Below are 16,623 nucleotides of genomic sequence, written 5' to 3' on the forward strand. Positions count from 1 at the left end.
AAAGTTGGTTATAAAAAAAAGCCCAAGCGATACTTGGGCTTTTTTTATGGCTGTACTATTTTGCAGATTATAGGTTCCAACATCCGGATGTTATTTGCCTAAAATAGTAGAAACAAGAAAGATGAGGCCACAAACGAAAAGCACAGTAAATACCACTCCCACAATAATATAGGTTGAGAGAGCTCCCTGTTCGAAGTCTTTTTGCCTGTTATCATTACTTTGTACACCAATAGCGGCTGCTAAAACGCTCTTGATGACTTGAGTAATCGTTGGTTTTGACATGCTCATCTCCGATATAAATAGTAAAAAATAATAGTGCTTGATTGCGTTTTAAGCAATGATTATATCCAAATCAATAAACCTTGGCCCGATCCTTATGAGCAAAACAGAATTACTAAAACAGCAATTATCCCAGCGCATTTTATTTCTTGATGGCGCGATGGGTACGATGATCCAAAGCTACAAGCTGGAAGAAAAAGATTATCGTGGTGAGCGTTTTGCCCAGTGGGATGTCGATCTTAAGGGAAATAACGATCTTTTGTCGTTGACCCAGCCGGACATTATTAAAGCGATTCATAGTGCTTATTTTGAAGTCGGCTCCGACATTGTCGAGACCAATACCTTTAACGCTACCCGTATCGCGATGGCCGATTACAAAATGGAATCGCTGGCGTATGAAATCAATGTCGAGGCGGCGCGTTTGGCAAAACAGGCGGCCGATGAATACACCCAAAAGACCCCGGAAAAACCGCGTTTTGTGGCCGGCGTATTAGGCCCCACCAATCGCACAGCTTCCATGTCGCCCGATGTTAACGATCCGGGCTTTCGTAATATTTCTTTTGACGAATTAGTTGTCGCCTACACTGAAGCCACGCATGGCCTGATTGACGGCGGCTCGGATATTATCCTGATTGAAACCGTGTTCGATACTCTGAATGCCAAGGCTGCGATTTTCGCAATCGAACAGGTTTTTGAACAGATAGGCTATAAATTGCCGGTGATGATTTCCGGCACCATTACCGACGCATCGGGCAGAACACTTTCCGGGCAAACCGTTGCCGCTTTTTGGAATTCATTGAAACATGTTGAGCCGATCTCGTTCGGTTTTAACTGCGCGTTAGGCGCAACCGAATTACGCCAGTATATCGATGAATTATCGAGCATTGCCGATACGCATATTTCTGCTCATCCCAATGCAGGCTTGCCTAACGAGTTCGGGGAATACGATGAAACGCCCGAAGCGATGGCCGAAGAGTTGGCCGATTGGGCTAAATGCGGCTACCTGAATATTATCGGCGGTTGTTGCGGAACCTCGCCTGCGACTATCAAAGCGATAGTCGAAGCCGTACAGCAATACAGTCCCAGACAAATCCCGGAAATACCCAAAATGTGTCGATTATCCGGGCTCGAACCGATGAATATCGGCCCTGACTCATTATTCGTCAATATCGGCGAGCGCACCAACGTGACCGGTTCGGCGGCATTCAAACGATTGGTTATCGAAGGCGATTTTGAAGCGGCGCTGGATGTTGCCAAACAGCAGGTTGAAAACGGCGCGCAAATCATCGACATCAATATGGACGAAGGCATGCTGGAGTCCAAAGAAGCGATGGTGCGCTTTTTGATGCTGATCGCGTCGGAACCGGACATTGCCAAAGTGCCGATCATGCTGGATTCGTCCAAATGGGAAATTCTGGAAGCCGGACTTAAATGCATTCAGGGCAAAGGCGTGGTCAATTCCATTTCGCTGAAAGAAGGCGAAGCAGCGTTTATCAAACACGCCAAACTGGTACGCCGCTACGGCGCAGCCGTTATCGTCATGGCTTTTGATGAAGAAGGACAGGCGGATACCAAGGCCAGAAAAGTCGAAATATGTCAGCGGGCTTATAAAATCCTGACCGAACAAGTCGGTTTTCCGCCCGAAGATATTATTTTCGACCCCAATATATTCGCCGTCGCCACCGGCATTGACGAACACAACAATTACGGCCTGGATTTTATTGAAGCCACCCAAGAGATCAAGCGCACCTTGCCTTACGCGCTGATTTCCGGCGGCGTTTCCAACGTCTCGTTTTCGTTTCGGGGCAATAACCCGGTGCGGGAAGCGATACATGCGGTTTTTTTATACCATGCGATACAGGCAGGCATGGATATGGGCATCGTCAATGCCGGTCAATTGGCGATTTACGAGGACATACCCAAAGATCTGCGTGATGCGGTAGAAGCGGTCATATTAAATACTCACGACGGCAGCGGCACTGATAAATTGCTGGAACTTGCCGATAAATATCGCGGCGACGGCAGCAGCAGCGCCGGAAAAGAGCAGGATCTGGAATGGCGCAGCTGGCTGGTCACCAAGCGTCTGGAACATGCGCTGGTTAAAGGCATCACCGATTACATCGACGAAGATACCGAACAGGCAAGACAGGAAGCCGAAAGACCGCTGCATGTCATTGAAGGCGCGCTGATGGACGGCATGAACGTAGTCGGCGACTTGTTCGGCGCAGGCAAAATGTTCCTGCCGCAAGTGGTCAAATCGGCACGGGTGATGAAAAAGGCCGTGGCTTATTTGATGCCGTTTATGGAAGCCGATAAAGCGGCGGGCGAACGGCAAACCAACGGCAAAATCCTGATGGCGACGGTAAAAGGCGATGTGCACGACATCGGCAAGAATATCGTCGGCGTGGTCTTGCAATGCAATAACTATGACGTGATTGATCTGGGCGTGATGGTACCCGCCGAAAAGATTTTACAAACCGCGCGTTTGCAAAATGTCGACATTATCGGCTTAAGCGGCCTGATTACCCCGTCGCTGGATGAAATGGTGCATGTCGCCAAAGAAATGCAGCGTCAGGGTTTTACCATTCCGTTGATGATAGGCGGCGCGACAACTTCGCGCGCGCATACCGCAGTAAAAATCGCCCCGCATTACCAAGGGCCTGTTATTTATGTGACCGATGCGTCGCGTGGGGTCGGGGTCGCCAGTAATTTGCTGAGCATTGAGTTAAAAGACGAGTTCGTCACCAGCGTCAGCGAAGAATACGAGGTCGTCAGGGAGCGGCACAAGGGCCGGGAAGCCAAAACCAAACAACACTCTTTAGAAGAAGCCCGACGCAATAAATTCAGCTGGGGCAACTACGAGCCGGTTAAACCGGCGTTTCTGGGCATAAAAGTCATTGATAATTTCCCCTTGGATACGCTGGTCTGGTATATCGACTGGTCGCCGTTTTTCCAAACCTGGGAAATGGCCGGAAGTTATCCCAAAATACTTGATGATAAAGTCATCGGCGTCCAAGCCAGAGAGCTGTTTGAAGACGCGCAGGACATGCTGAAAAAAATCATCCGTGAACAATGGGTGACTGCCCGTGCCGTGGTCGGGTTCTTCCCGGCCAACAGCGACGGCGATGATGTCGTGGTGTACACCGATGACAGCCGTGTACAGAAAAAGGAAACCTTGCATCATTTGCGGCAGCAGAATGTCAAGGCGCCGGGCAGGCCAAATTATTGCCTGTCCGATTTTATCGCCCCGGTTGATAGCGGCAAGGCCGATTATATCGGCGCTTTTGCGGTAACGACCGGCATCGGCATAGAGCAAAAACTGCATGAATTTGAACTGGATAATGATGATTACAGTTCGATTATGCTCAAAGCGCTGGCCGACAGATTGGCCGAAGCGTTTGCAGAGTATATGCATCAGGTGGTCAGGAAAGAGTATTGGGGTTATGCCAAAGATGAAGCTCAGGAGGCTCATCAGTTAATCAACGAAGCCTATCAAGGCATACGACCTGCACCCGGTTATCCTGCGTGTCCGGATCATACCGAAAAGGGCAAGCTGTTTGAGCTGCTCAATGTGACCGAGCATACCAGCATAGAACTGACCGAAAGTTACGCGATGTATCCTGCATCAGCAGTAAGCGGCTGGTATTTTTCCCATCCCGAATCGCAGTACTTTAATGTCGGCAAGATAGATAAAGATCAGCTACAAGATTACGCCAGGCGCAAAGGCATCGCCGAAGAAGTCGCCGAGCGCTGGTTGGCGGCGCATTTGCATCATTAATATGCGCTTGATGCTGTTTGGCACCTCCGGCTGTCATCTTTGCGAACAGGCGGAGATTATTATTAAAGCGTGTGTGCCGGATGGCGTTGAGACTGTGGATATTGCCGAACAGGAGCAGTGGCAGAAACAATATGCTGTGCGCATTCCGGTTTTATACCATCCGGAGACCAAGCAGGAGCTGGGGTGGCCGTTTGATCAGGCCGAGGTTGAGGATTTTATTGGTCGTGTAGCCCGTATGTAGCATAGCGAAATACGGGATGACTGGAGTCACGAAGCCCTGGATTGCAGACTACTCGCTACTTATCATTGCAGCAGCCTGTGACGGTTTTTTGCCGTTAGCTACGAGATATTGGGAGTAAGTCTTGACCTGTGGGCCATATTGTTGAAACTCAAGGCCGACATAACAACGGTTGTCGGCTTTGGATGTTTGCGCCTTCTTGTGGATGATTTTACCCTCATTCGATGCTCTTAGAATCAAGACGGGAAAACTTCTCCGGTTGAACAATAACGCTGATAGAAAAAGGCTGTACCTTACTGCCCCTGAGATTGCCTGGATATTGTCCAGCGCCAATAAAATCTAGCTGGGTCCAGCAAAATGTTTTCTGCATTTTGCCTCCCAGGTTTCTTTGGCTACTTGTTTTTTAGGTAACCTTCAAGATCCTATTAACGCCAAGCCTCTGCCCGGGCCGTTGACCCGAGCAGTTACGCCATCTGTGGCGTTGGCTTACTCTGATGACTTGACCGGTGTGCCAGGCATTTTTATGCTCAAATCGGGATTTAATGGTTGAGCTTTTAAGACAATATTATCCAAATTAATTTGCTTGAGATCGGGGGCAACTGTTTCGCAGACTTTATAATCATCAAGTGGGTCTCCTTGGGCAAGATCGGGAAAATCATCTGAGCGAACAACATCTAACTTGTTCAGTAGTTCACCCTGCGCTGCATAAGTGCGTGCGTATGCAGTGGTTAAGTCACGATCAGTAGTGGTGTAATTCATCCTTGAATTAAAGTATTCATTCTCAGTATCCAGCAAATCAAGCAATGTACGCTGTCCAATATCAAATTGCTTGCGATATGCCTCGCGTGCCTTCTGAATGGATAATTGATGCTGATCCCGGAGGGGTAATTGCGCCTTTAAATTAATAATATCGGTGTAGGCTATCACCAATGTCTGGCGAGTATCCCTACAGGCTTTGTCTCGCAAATCCTGTGCATTGTATTTTTTCTCAATGGTCTGCCCAACCACTGACTTATCCGAAAAACCATTAAAGATGTTATAGCTCATTGTTAGTTGTATGGCATCTCCAGCGGAAATGCTATTCTGACCGTCAATACTTGTGTGTAGGTTTTTCGTGCCTAGCAAATCCAATCTTGGCGAGTATTTTGCTCGCTTGGCATTCACCTCATCCTCGGTAGCAATAATGTTTTCTATGGCAGCCAATACGTCAGGATTTTTTTGGTAGGTGGTTTCTAGAGCCTTAGTTGCCGTGGGTTCCACGCTGGTCTTAAAGAAATCAACTTCCGGCAACTCGGCAGGTGGTAATTCGCCCGTTAATCTTTGATAGCGTGCTTCCACATTTTGCAGATTAGTGGATTGGGTAAGCAGGTTCGCTTCAGCCAAGTTTAAACGCGCGTTTGCCTGCTCCAGGTCAACCCTGCGCCCTACGCCAGCAATAACCCGCTCTTCAATACGATCATAGATCTGCTTATGCGCTACATAATTATCTGATGCATAAGCGACAAATTGACGATATTTCTGGGTATCCATGTAAGCCTTGACGGTTTCCATGGCTACGCTTTGCATGGTGCTTTGTATCTGGTAATAGCGTACACGCGCCGCATGACCTAAACGGTTCACGTCATTGCGGGTAGCAAAGCCGTCAAACAGCATCTGATGCAGCACAAGCTGAGTCTGGGAATCGGGTGTTTGTGTATTGCTGAAATTTGGCGCCAGTCGCTCTTGAGCCCTTATGGTCGAAATCAGATCAACACGCGGTAAATAGCCCCCTATTGCGGCATTATGCTCTTGTTCTGCGGCCAAGTAAGCGTGATAACTCGCCTGTACTTCAGGGTTGGCAGTGATTGTCTTTTCAACGAGATCTCGCAATGTTACTGAAGGACCCGCTTTGGCAATGCCTGAATCCTGCGTTGGCTCGCCCTTGCAATGTCCCAGTGGCAGTCCGCATGTAATTGTTAAGTCCAATATTGAATCATCTTTAGTTTTGCCTGAATCAGCATTAACAGTGCCGGTAATAAAAAGCGCTGCTGCAAAGAGAATTGCGTAATATTTTTTGTTCATATTAATAAACTTAGCTTGGAATATAATTTAAAATTATATTTTTTTGTTAAAAACAAAAGGTTGTGCAACATTTTTTCATATTGGGCAGAAACGTGTACGAAATAAGTTGAGCAACTTTAATTCATAAAATCCCCCTTTTTTCAAAGGGGAGGCATAGTGTTTGATGATCTTATTTCATGCACGTTCCTAAGTCCTTTTTAGCTAATGGCTTTGTTTAGCTATATTTTTATCGGGTCGTTTTGTGGCGCAACAAAAAAACAATTTTCCTAATGACAATTTTTTGTAGATAATGGATTATAGAATTTCATCGTTCACCAATCGTTCACCAACTTCCATGTCTCCACCATCCCCTGATAATGGCCTCGCGCTTAGGCTACTGGGCGGCTTTGAAGCTCGCCTGAATGGTCAACCCATTGCCGGGTCCTCTTATAATAAGATGTATGCGTTACTCGCTTACCTGGTGATAGAGCGGGAGCAGGATCATAGGCGAGAGGTGTTGGCTGATCTTCTGTGGAGCGGTAACGACCCTGCAACAGCACGGGGAAATTTGCGTCGAACTTTATCGGATTTACGCAGGGTACTCGAATTGCCAACGGGGACCGTAATGTTCTTAACCAGTAAACACACCATCCGTTTCATTGCGAATGGCTATATCGACGTACTGGATTTTACACGGCAAGCGCTTACTTCGTTAGTTAATGATGGCGTCGATCAATATAATAAAGAGAAAGCCATCACCCTCTATCAAGGTGAGTTCCTGGCGGGTTTATCCTTGCCGGATAGTCCGGATTTCGAGTACTGGCTTCAGATTCAACGTGAAACCATGCATCGCCATGCCCTGGTCTTATTAGAACAACTGTCGAATAGTCATGCACAAATGGGCAACTTTAAAGAGGCGCTGCAATTCTCTTTTCGCTACACAGAACTAGAACCCTGGAACGAAAGTGCCCAGCGCCGAACTATGCGCCTTTATGCCTTAAGCGGTCAGAATAACGCGGCCATAGACCAGTACCTGATTTTCTGCCGCCGACTAAAAAGCGAGCTGGGCATATTGCCTGACGAAAGAACTCAACTGTTAGCTGAACAGATTCGTAAAGGCGAGCTACACCGCAGATCGACAGACATCGTAAGGGAAGCCTCTTCGTTACAAATGAAGCAGCCGCTACTTGCAGAGCGCCGCCAAGCAACGGTGCTGTACTGCGAATTAAACGTCACTACGCTGGAGGACCTTGATGAAGTGATGGTGTTTCTATCATCCCCTCAGACACGTTGTGTGGAAATTATCCAGCAATTGTCAGGGCATATTGTGCAAACGCATGGCGGCGGGTTGCTAGCTTACTTTGGCTATCCGCAAGCACATGAAGATGCTGCACGTCGTGCCGTGCAGGCAGCATTGTCAGTGACACGTGAAGCCGTTCATGGGCTGAATATCCGCGCCTCTGTCCACACTGGATTGATTATTACTGGCGGTGATCAATCAATACCCGATACGGTCGGCAATACGTCCAAGCTCGCCATCCAGTTACGCCATAGCATCGCGCATAATGATGCCACGCATAATGATGTCGCGATCAGTCAGGCGACACACGACATTGTGACTGGGTATTTCGATTGCAGCAGCCTGGGAGTTCAATCGTTATCCGGTTCTGCACGGCCTCTGGAAATATTCAAAGTGTTGCAAGAAAGCGGCGCGCGCACCCGTTTGGATGCCGCCGTGCAGATAACCCCGCTGGTCGGGCGTAAGGCTGAAATCACCAAACTAATGGATTGATGGGAAGTGGTCGCGCAGGGTGTACGCCGGATTGTACTGGTTCAGGGCGAGGCCGGCATGGGTAAATCCCGCCTGCTGCATACCATGAAAGAGCGCCTGATTGATCAATCACATGCAATATGCGAGTTACACTGTTTTCCAGAGTTTAGTCAATCGCCTTTTCATCCGCTCATCACGATGCTTGAGGCCATTTTTGGTTTCGAGCATCGTGATGAGACCGAGATGAAGTTCGATAAGCTGGTGAAATATCTTCAAGTACATTACCCAGTATCGACACAAGATACAGCGCCCCTATTATCTCAGTTGCTTTCATTGCCGCTAACTAACAATTACCCTGCGCCCTCTTTCTCGCCGCAAATACTGAAAGAACGGACTAACGCCGTCCTGCTGGATATGCTGCAGGTACTGGCAACACAACAGCCGGTATTGCTTATTGTGGAAGACTTGCACTGGATCGATCCATCGACGCTGGAATTACTGATCTTGTTCGTTGAGCAAATAGGTCGCAGCCCTATTCTTGCAGTATTGACCGCTCGACCTGAGTTTTCTCCGCCCTGGCATGAAGGGCTCAATGCTACGCTAGCGCTTGCGCCGCTTATTGACGGCGAGGTGACGAAAATGATCGCTTCGTTAAGTGAGGATATTCCGGCAGAGACTATCTTGCGTATCGTGGAGCGTGCCGATGGTGTGCCACTATTCGCCGAAGAGATGGCGAAAATTGCATCTCAGGATAAGCAGGCAAGCATTCCTGCAACGTTGCATGATCTTCTGGCGGCACGTATGGATAGCATGGGGGAGGCAAAATATACTGCGCAGCTCGCCGCCACGCTCGGGCGTGAATTCGATCTGGAGGTGTTGCGCAAAGTTTTTCCGCACAGCGCGGCAATGCTTGCGCGCACCTTAAGCGCATTGCAGGATGCTGGATTGGTATTAAAGGTAAACGAATCAGCCTGTCAATTCAAGCACGCTTTAATTCAGGAAGCGGCCTATCACTCTCAAACCAGTAATGCCAAGCAGATTGCACATAAAAACATCGCACACACACTACAAAATGATTTTATAGCCCTCGTCATCAACCAGCCAGAACGCTTGGCTCTGCACTTGTCTGCTGGCGGAGAAGTGCGGCAGTCCATCGAATACTGGATCAAAGCTGGGAAACGAGCCGCTCACAGTTCAGCTAACGCGGAAGCTGTTGAACATTTTAATCGCGGGCTGCAACTTTTGTTGACATTGTCACACGACAGAAATCGTGATCGATTGGAATCTGAGCTGTGCATTAATCTAGGCACCACCTTGATTGCCATAAGGGGTTATGGCTCGGTAGAGGCAGGCGGTGCTTACACCCGCGCCTTTGAGTTAGCTGAGCAGTTGGGAGACAGCTCTATTTTGTATCAAACTTTATGGGGAATGTGGTTGACCTCAAGTTCGCGTATCGGCCATTCATATTCCCTTGAAATTGCAGAAAAACTACTGCACTCGGCGGAACACAATAACGATCAGTTACAGCGTCAGCAAGCGCATTATGCAATGGGTAACAGCTGCCTATGGATAGGTGATTTAGTACGCGCGCATATCCACTTGGAGCGATCCATAGCATTATATCAACCATCGCATCACCAAATAATGATAGATAGCTTCGGTGAAAACATCTGTGTGTCGAGTTGCGCTCAGTTGTCGTGGGTATTATGGTTGCAGGGTTTTCAGAAACAGGCCGATGAAGCTAGTCAGCGTGCGGTTGCATTGGCACAGCAGATAAACCATCCTTACAGCCTATGTTATGCAAAAGCGCACGACCTGGCACTTGGTTGTTGGATGAAACGGATAGAGACTACCCTCCAAGGTGCTCAGGAAATTATAACGCTATCCAATCAGCATGGCTTCCCGCTCTGGTTGTTATCGGGTGCATCTATCCATGGCTGGGCATTATCCATGCAAGGACAGGAGTCTGGTCTTGCGTACTTGCAGCAAGGTGTTGCCACTGTGCGTGCCGCAATGAGCGGAATTGAGGTTTACTTTCTCAGCTTAATGGGCGAGGCTTATATGGCTTTGGGTCAGTTTGAGGCCGCACTTTCCGTTATGGATAATGCGCTCAATGTTATAGATATAAGAGATGCCCGTTTTCTGGAAAGTGAGATTTTCCGACTTAAGGGCATATGCCTGCTGGAAATTTGTGCAAGCAACACAATTGAGACCGAAAATTGTTTCAAACAGGCACTAGCCATCAGCCGCCGGCAAGGTGCGAAATCCTTGGAGCTACGTGCAGCGATAAGTCTGGCTAAAATGTGGCAGCGGCAAGGTAGGCAAGAAGATGCGCGTCATGTGCTGGAGGGGGTTTACAATTTGTTTACAGAGGGTTTCGGCAATAGTGACCTTCAGGAAGCAAGGATGCTATTAGACACACTTTAGCTTAAAAAAACAGAGTGGAACGTATTGAAAAAGAGATGCTAAAAACAACCCCATCGTTCAGCTATCGTTATTGTCAAAAGCTGTGCTTCAACCGTCAAAACTGATGCGTAGCCGTGACGGTGGGAGGACCAAAGCAGTCCCGACCGGCTAATGAAATACGCGAGCACCCGGCACGGGTTGACCCTTCAGACGAGCTTCAAAGCCGCCCAGTAGCCTGAGCACGAGGTCATTATCGGGTGGGGAAACATCAGAATTGGTGAACGATTGGTGAACGATAGAACCCTATAATTCATTGTTTACAAAAAACGGCATTAGAAAAGTTATTTTTTGGTTGCGCTACAAAACGACCGGATAAAAATATAGCTGAACAAATTCATTAGTTAAAAAGGACTTAGGAACGCGCATGAAAATTGTCCCGAAGCCCGAGTGTTTGCTTTGACCCGTTATTTACGCCATATCTGGCCGGGCGAATCCGGTATATCTGATGCCAATCCTCTTAGCCAACGTTATGTGGAGCAACTATGTAATGCGGTTGCGGCAGAAAGTCTTGCTCCTGATGCTGGGCTCAAGATTTGAATTATCTGCTGGATGCTAGCGCGTATCTACTTTAACAAGCCGGGTAAAGCGCATGCGTCAATGATCAAGTAATTAATTCTCAACGATTTATTTTTTATATGCCAAGTTTTATCCTGGAATTTAAAGTCGATATGTTTTACCAACGGGTTGCTAAGTAATGTATTCAGAAGAGTTGATCAATAACGTACAGGCAAATGTGGTAGATAGTCTGCTGGCCTGTTTGCTGGTGGTATGCCGTATTCATGGTGTCGCTATAACCAAGGATGCGCTGACTGCCGGATTGCCTCTAGTTGAGGGCTGCATGACCCCGACCCTAGTGAAGCGGGCAGCAGTCCGAGCCAACCTAGCAAGCAATGTCCTTAAAAAGCCGCTCGATGCAATTCGTAGCGAGTTCATGCCTTGTATCCTGCTGCTCAAGAACAAAGAAGCCTGCCTGTTGCTTGATTGGGATGCAGACAAAGGAAATGCGAGTGTCATCTTTCCTGAACTGGGTGACGCAGAAGTAAAGGTGCCGGCGCAGGAACTGGCAGAAAGATACGCCGGCTATGTCATCGTGGCGAAACCAAAATTCACTTTTGACCGACGCGCCCCTGCAGTAGGCAAGGTTCATCTTAAACACTGGTTCTGGGGAACCTTGGCAGAAAATACCAGTATTTATCGTGACATCATGCTGGCGGCATTCCTGATCAACATGTTTGCCCTGGCGATGCCTATCTTCACCATGAATGTCTATGACCGTATCTTGCCTAACCGCTCGGTTGAAACTTTATGGGTGCTGGTAATTGGTGTTGTCCTTATTGTCTGTGCCGATTTCATCTTGCGCACCATGCGTGGATATTTTCTGGATTGGGCCAGCCAACGGGTAGACATCAAGCTCTCGGGGCGCATTATGGAGCAGGTTCTGGGCACCCGACTGGAACAGCGTCCAAGCTCTGTAGGTTCGTTTGCTTCCAATCTCAGGTCGTTTGAGACAGTGCGTGACTTTATCACTTCCGCCACGATTACAACGCTGGTCGATATTCCTTTCGCCTTGATTTTTATCGGAGTGATGGCCTGGATCGATTGGCCGATGGTCATTCCTGTGGTCGCTGGCGCAATTATCATGTTGGTCTATTCATTCAGCGTACAAACCAAAATGCACGAACTCTCTGAGACCCTGTTTCGTGCAGGTGCGATGAGAAATGCGACGTTGATAGAAAGCCTAGTGGGCCTGGAAACGATAAAAGCGTTGGGTATCGAAGGGCATATGCAGCGCAAATGGGAAAAAAGCGCGAGCTATTTGACTGAGGTGAGCGGCAAATTGAAGCTGCTTTCCTCCTCCATTACCAATGGCGCTAATGGTATCCAGCAAACTGTGAATGTCGTGTTGGTGCTGCTGGGGGTCTATCTGGTGATCGAGGGTGACTTGACCATGGGCGGCCTGATTGCCTGCACCATGTTGGCGGGAAGAGCCCTGGCACCCATTGCACAGAGCGCTGGTTTGATGACGCAATACCATAATGCCTCAACATCGCTTACTTCGCTCGAAGAGATTATGAATAAGCCGGTTGAGCGCCCTGAAGATTCCAACTTCTTATCGCGCCCGGCATTTGCGGGGGATATCGAATTTCGCGAGGTGTGTTTCACTTACCCGGGTACGGATGTTAATGCATTGAAAAATGTCTCATTCAAAGTAAAAGCCGGTGAACATGTGGCGATACTGGGTCGTATGGGTTCGGGAAAAACCACCTTGCACAAGCTGATTTTAGGCCTGTACCGGCCGACTTCCGGTGCTATCCTGATCGATGGCATTGATTCCCGGCAGATCGACCCGGCCGAACTCAGGCGCAGTATCGGCTACGTGCAACAGGATACCAACTTGTTTTTTGGCTCCATGCGCGACAACATCACCATTGCCACACCCCATGCAGAAGACTCCCAAGTGCTGCAGGCCGCAAAGATAGCCGGTATAGATGAATTCATCAACATGCACCCCAAAGGCTTTGACATGACCGTCGGCGAGCGCGGTGAAACGCTCTCCGGCGGTCAACGCCAAGGCGTCGGGATCGCTCGCGCAATGATCAATAATCCCGCCATCATTTTACTGGATGAGCCCACCAGCGCGATGGACCATTCAGGGGAAGAACTGGTCAAAAATCACCTCATCGAGGCATCGGACGGTAAGACGCTGATGGTAATCACCCATCGATCATCGTTGTTTGACCTGGTGAATCGCATCATCGTTATAGATGTCGGCAAGGTGGTGGCAGATGGTAATAAAGAGCAGGTCATTGAGGCGCTTCGCACCGGAAAAATAGGTAAGTCGTTATGAGCCAAAAACTATTTAATGCGCTGGGCAAGGTGCATGACTTCTTCAAGAATCGTGCCTGGCTGACCAAACCCGTACATAACCTGCTGGAAAAATGGGTTCCGACTAAAAACCAGGAAGATCAGCCCTGGGAAGAGGAGGCGGAGGCGGAGCTCATGGAGCAAATGCCCTTGCGCGCAAAAAAAATGCTCTATGCCGTGGCGCTGGTGTTATTTGTGCTTTTGCTTTGGGCCAGTCTCGCCAAGGTGGATGAGGTCACGCGTGGTGAAGGCAAGGTAGTTCCCTCCAGGCAAGTTCAGGTCATCCAGTCGCTGGACGGCGGCATTGTTTCCGCGATATTGGTACATGAGGGTCAAACAGTCTCTGTAGGAGATCCGCTGGTGCGTATTGATGAAACCCGGGCGATTTCTTCCTTACGTGAAAATCGGTCGCAAGCTATCTCCCTGCTGGCAAAGCAGGCGCGTCTGCAAGCATTGTCTGAAGATAAGCCATTCAACCCGCCTTCTCAGGTAGAAAAAGATTACCCCGAAGTTTATGCGCAGGAATATGGCTCCTATATTTCCAGCAGGAATGCTCTGGCTTCGCAAATAGGTATGGCACGAGATCAGCTTACCCAACGCGAACGCGAACTCAGCGAAGTGCAAGCCAAGATGGAGCAGGCAGAGCGCGGTTTGGACCTGGTTACTCAGGAATTGACCCTCACCCGGCCATTGATAAATAGCGGCGCCGTTTCCGAAGTGGATTTATTGCGTCTCGAGCGCCAAGCAGCACAGCTGCGTGGCGAGCGTCAGCAGGCGCGCGCCCAGATAGGCAGGGTGCAAGCCTCCATTGGCGAAGCCAACCGCAAGATAAGTGAAACAGGGCAAAGCTCTCGCAGCAAAGTGCGTGCAGAATTATCCGAAACTACTGCCAAACTCAATAGTATCAGTGAAACCAGCGTAGCCCTGAATGACAAGGTTGTTCAGTCAACCCTGAAGTCTCCGGTGAATGGCACCGTGAGTCGGCTGTATTCTAATACAGTCGGCGGAGTGATTCAGCCGGGTAAGGAAGTGCTTGAAGTGGTACCCAGTGACGACACCTTGGTGCTGGAAACCAAAATTCAACTTAGAGATATCGCCTTTATCACCTTAAATCAGCCGGCGACCGTCAAGTTGACTGCCTATGACTACATAATTTATGGCATTCTGGAGGCTAAAGTGGTGGGCGTTTCTGCTGATTCACAAGTGGATGAGAAAGGAAACGCTTATTATATTGTGCGCGTACGCACTTTCAAGTCGAACCTAGGTAAAGACCTGCCAATCATTCCCGGCATGGCGGCTCAGGTAGACATTATGACCGGCAAGAAAACCGTGCTTTCATATTTATTGAAACCTGTCTTAAGAGCCAGGTCTTATGCGTTTACGGAGAGATGATGCAAGATTTATTTATATCGCCGCGCAACAGTTTGCTCGAAAACTGGGTTGGCGCCTTTGCACATGCAGAAGTCTACCCATCGGTGGCCGATGTCAGAATCGGGAAAAATACCCCAAGCTTTTTCTGGCTGCATGTCGATGCGAATAGTCAGCAATGGCTGAGTACCAGTGTGGCGCAAATTCTGGCAGAATTTACCCATGCCACGATCGTTGTACTGGCCAATGTACCGCAGCAGGCCGAAGCAGCCTTGGCTCTCAGTGAAGGTGCCGTAGGCTACTGTCATGCCTATAGTGCGGCTGCCGTCCTGGTTGAAGTCAGAGTTGCAGTAACCCATGGCGGTATCTGGCTGGGACAGGATATGCTCCAGTATTTGATCGGTACCAGCAGACAGTTGGTGACGGCGCGGCCCGAAGCAGTTTCAGTCGCACTGGAGTTGCTTACTCCGCGAGAAAGGGAAGTTGCTCAGCAAGTCTCTGTCGGTCTCAGCAACAAAGAGATCGCCCGTAAATTCGATATTACCGAGCGCACCGTGAAAGCCCATTTATCGGCCAGTTTTGAGCGCTTGGGTGTTAAAGACAGATTGCAACTTGCCCTGATTCTTAACGATAAATCGCTAAACTGATCCGAACAACCCCCTTGTCAGCACTTAGCGCAGTGGCGTCGCTTAACTCTGCTTCAGCTCTGATTAATATCATAGGAGCGTGCATAAAATAAAATCACCAATGAAATATTGGTCAGTCGGTATGTAAGGGCGAATGAGTTTGCCCTTACAGATGCTCAATTTATTTCATGCACGTTCCTTAATCCGCCCGCTCCTAAGCCGAGTCATACGCAGACATCCCCATATTGTCCATCGGGACACTATTAATCAACTTACAGAACCTATTTAATACTGACCAAGATCGGTAATCTTATGAATTTTTGAAATTCAACCAAACAACTTTAAGGAATACAGAAATGGCTAATCTCGGAACCGTAGTAGCACTCAATGGCGAAGCATCTGTAGTTAATGAAAAAGGCATCAAAAGAGCCTTGCATCAGGGTGACGTAGTTCAAACAGGCGAAACCATCATCACGACAAATGGCGTAATTGTTGACCTGAAGCTGGTCAATGGCCGCACGATTCAGGTTGGTTCCGAACAGACAGTCAGATTCACACAAGAGCTTGCTGATAGCATCCCACCCGATTCAGCCGACAGTTCGGTTGATCAGGCGAGTATTCAGGCAGTCATCAAAGCTGTTGGTGAAGGCAAAGATATCAGCACGGTTCTGGAAGAAACCGCTGCAGGCTTAGGCGCCAGCGGCACCAGTTACGGTTTTAGCTTTGTCAATTTATTAAGAATCTCCGAGGGAGTCACTCCCATTGATTACGCGTATGACTTTAGTCGAGGTGCTCCAGTTGATCCTGTGATTGGCCAAGTGGCTACCAATCCTCCACTAGAGCCAGCTCCGGTTGAGGATGTGATTGCCAGTTCTCCGGTTATCATTATCAACGATGTCAACAATCCTCCGGCCGCGAACAACGACGCACTGACGACGGCGGAAGACACCCCGCTGACCATTGCCGCGAGCGCGCTGACCGGCAACGACAGCGATCCGGAAGGCGACACCTATAGCATCACCGGCTTCACCCAGACCAGCAACGGTACGCTGGCACAGAACCAGGACGGCAGCTTCACCTACACGCCCAATGCCAACTACAACGGCGGGGACAGCTTCACCTACACCATCACCGACAGTCAGGGTGCCACCGACACGGCGACGGTGACCATCAACGTGACCCCGGTCAACGA

The 16,623-nt window shown here is 48.9% G+C and carries 11 protein-coding genes; 9 read left to right on the top strand and 2 right to left on the bottom strand.

Annotation, left to right across the window (positions count from 1 at the left end; translation table 11 throughout):
* Positions 1-90: 90 nt before the first annotated feature.
* Complete coding sequence (locus tag RW114_RS15305) at positions 91-282, bottom strand: DUF2970 domain-containing protein (protein WP_340123631.1); 192 nt, start codon at positions 280-282, stop codon at positions 91-93.
* 94 nt (positions 283-376) lie between these two features.
* Here RW114_RS15305 and metH point away from each other — a divergent pair, with 94 nt between their 5' ends.
* Both metH and RW114_RS15315 read left to right on the top strand, forming a co-directional pair.
* Complete coding sequence (gene metH / locus RW114_RS15310; RefSeq protein ID WP_340123632.1) at positions 377-4,057, top strand: methionine synthase; 3,681 nt, start codon at positions 377-379, stop codon at positions 4,055-4,057.
* Positions 4,058-4,067: 10 nt separating this feature from the next.
* Positions 4,068-4,298: a glutaredoxin family protein gene (locus RW114_RS15315; RefSeq protein WP_422614823.1), complete on the top strand. Its 231-nt coding sequence runs from the start codon at positions 4,068-4,070 to the stop codon at positions 4,296-4,298.
* Between the two features lie 483 nt (positions 4,299-4,781).
* Here RW114_RS15315 and RW114_RS15320 read toward each other — a convergent pair whose 3' ends face one another.
* Complete coding sequence (locus RW114_RS15320) at positions 4,782-6,356, bottom strand: TolC family outer membrane protein (protein WP_340123634.1); 1,575 nt, start codon at positions 6,354-6,356, stop codon at positions 4,782-4,784.
* A gap of 289 nt (positions 6,357-6,645) precedes the next feature.
* Here RW114_RS15320 and RW114_RS15325 point away from each other — a divergent pair, with 289 nt between their 5' ends.
* The 7 genes from RW114_RS15325 to RW114_RS15355 form a co-directional block, all read left to right on the top strand.
* Entirely contained in the window at positions 6,646-8,127 is a 1,482-nt protein-coding gene (locus RW114_RS15325) for a BTAD domain-containing putative transcriptional regulator (protein WP_340123635.1), read from the top strand.
* A gap of 6 nt (positions 8,128-8,133) precedes the next feature.
* Positions 8,134-10,533 (top strand): AAA family ATPase, encoded by a 2,400-nt coding sequence (locus RW114_RS15330; protein WP_340123636.1) that lies wholly within the window; start codon positions 8,134-8,136, stop codon positions 10,531-10,533.
* A 435-nt stretch (positions 10,534-10,968) separates the two neighbouring features.
* Positions 10,969-11,109, top strand: coding sequence for a hypothetical protein (locus RW114_RS15335; protein WP_340123637.1), 141 nt, complete (start codon positions 10,969-10,971; stop codon positions 11,107-11,109).
* Positions 11,110-11,266: 157 nt separating this feature from the next.
* Positions 11,267-13,420 carry a type I secretion system permease/ATPase gene (locus RW114_RS15340; RefSeq protein ID WP_340123638.1) on the top strand — a complete coding sequence of 718 codons (2,154 nt, stop codon included), beginning with the start codon at positions 11,267-11,269 and terminating at the stop codon, positions 13,418-13,420.
* Positions 13,417-14,829, top strand: a complete 1,413-nt coding sequence (locus RW114_RS15345; protein ID WP_340123639.1) for an HlyD family type I secretion periplasmic adaptor subunit — start codon at positions 13,417-13,419, stop codon at positions 14,827-14,829. Before RW114_RS15340 ends, RW114_RS15345 begins: the two co-directional genes overlap by 4 nt.
* The gene (locus RW114_RS15350) at positions 14,829-15,452 is read left to right on the top strand and encodes a response regulator transcription factor (protein ID WP_340123640.1); all 624 of its coding nucleotides are present in this window, start codon (positions 14,829-14,831) and stop codon (positions 15,450-15,452) included. Before RW114_RS15345 ends, RW114_RS15350 begins: the two co-directional genes overlap by 1 nt.
* 335 nt (positions 15,453-15,787) lie before the next feature.
* A partial coding sequence (locus RW114_RS15355) for a retention module-containing protein (protein ID WP_340123641.1) occupies positions 15,788-16,623 on the top strand: 836 nt, incomplete at its 3' end.

The sequence above is a fragment of the Methylobacter svalbardensis genome, assembly GCF_037671525.1.
GTDB classification, from domain to species: domain Bacteria; phylum Pseudomonadota; class Gammaproteobacteria; order Methylococcales; family Methylomonadaceae; genus Methylobacter_A; species Methylobacter_A svalbardensis.

Bases quoted from the DNA above. Each gene is read 5' to 3' on its own strand.
- RW114_RS15305 (WP_340123631.1), bottom strand. From the start codon at position 282: ATGTCAAAACCAACGATTACTCAAGTCATCAAGAGCGTTTTAGCAGCC.
- metH (WP_340123632.1), top strand. From the start codon at position 377: ATGAGCAAAACAGAATTACTAAAACAGCAATTATCCCAGCGCATTTTA.
- RW114_RS15315 (WP_422614823.1), top strand. From the start codon at position 4,068: ATGCTGTTTGGCACCTCCGGCTGTCATCTTTGCGAACAGGCGGAGATT.
- RW114_RS15320 (WP_340123634.1), bottom strand. From the start codon at position 6,356: ATGAACAAAAAATATTACGCAATTCTCTTTGCAGCAGCGCTTTTTATT.
- RW114_RS15325 (WP_340123635.1), top strand. From the start codon at position 6,646: ATGGATTATAGAATTTCATCGTTCACCAATCGTTCACCAACTTCCATG.
- RW114_RS15340 (WP_340123638.1), top strand. From the start codon at position 11,267: ATGTATTCAGAAGAGTTGATCAATAACGTACAGGCAAATGTGGTAGAT.
- RW114_RS15345 (WP_340123639.1), top strand. From the start codon at position 13,417: ATGAGCCAAAAACTATTTAATGCGCTGGGCAAGGTGCATGACTTCTTC.
- RW114_RS15350 (WP_340123640.1), top strand. From the start codon at position 14,829: ATGCAAGATTTATTTATATCGCCGCGCAACAGTTTGCTCGAAAACTGG.